The organism is Microvirga sp. Mcv34 (assembly GCF_024519725.1).
GTDB lineage: Bacteria > Pseudomonadota > Alphaproteobacteria > Rhizobiales > Beijerinckiaceae > Microvirga.
This window is the reverse complement of record NZ_JALJRK010000264.1, coordinates 1-821: the sequence shown is the minus strand read 5'-3', so window position 1 is coordinate 821 and position 821 is coordinate 1. Positions and strand designations below refer to the sequence as shown.

Sequence of the window (821 nt, the reverse complement as noted above, 5' to 3'; positions counted from 1 at the left end):
GACCCTGAACGAGGGCACGCTGATGTACATGCCCACCACCTTGCCGGGCCTGTCGGTCACCAAGGCGGCCGAGCTTCTGGCAACCCAGGACCGGATCATCAAGTCCTTCCCCGAGGTGGCCTCCGTCTACGGCAAGGCGGGACGGGCGCTGACCGCCACCGATCCGGCCCCAACGGAGATGTTCGAGACCATCATCACCTTGAAGCCGAAGAACGAGTGGCGGGCCGGCGTCACCATCGACAGCCTCAAGGCCGAGATGGACAAGGCGCTGCAGTTCCCCGGGGTGGCGAACGCCTGGACCATGCCGATCCGCGCCCGGATCGACATGCTCTCGACCGGCATTCGCACGCCTGTAGGCATCAAGGTGTTCGGCACTGATCTCGCCGAGATGGAGAAGATCTCGCGCCAGGTCGAGTCAGTCGTGAAGGCGGTGCCCGGCACATCGAGTGCCTATGCCGAGCGGGTGATCGGCGGCTACTATCTCGACATCACGCCGAACCGGGAGGCGCTTGGGCGCTATGGCCTGACCGTGGGTGACGTGCAGGATGTGATCGCCATGGCGCTCGGCGGCGAGATGGTGACCAACACCGTCGAGGGCCGCGAGCGCTACAGCGTCAACATCCGCTATCCGCGCGAGCTGCGCTCGAACCCACAGGCCATCGCCACCGAGGTGCAGGTGCCGATGCCAAACGGGGGCGCCGTGCCACTGGGCGAGGTCGCGGAGGTGAAGCTCAATCGGGGCGCGACCTCGATCCGCACGGAGAACGGCCAGCTTGCGGTCTACATCTTTGTCGACATCACCGGGCGCGATCTCGGCGGCT

1 protein-coding gene is annotated in these 821 nt (G+C 66.0%); it reads left to right on the top strand.

Annotated features, from left to right (window positions below; all coding sequences use genetic code 11):
* Positions 1–821: efflux RND transporter permease subunit (locus tag OC446_RS30535; RefSeq protein ID WP_262032613.1), on the top strand; the 821-nt coding region annotated here is incomplete at both ends.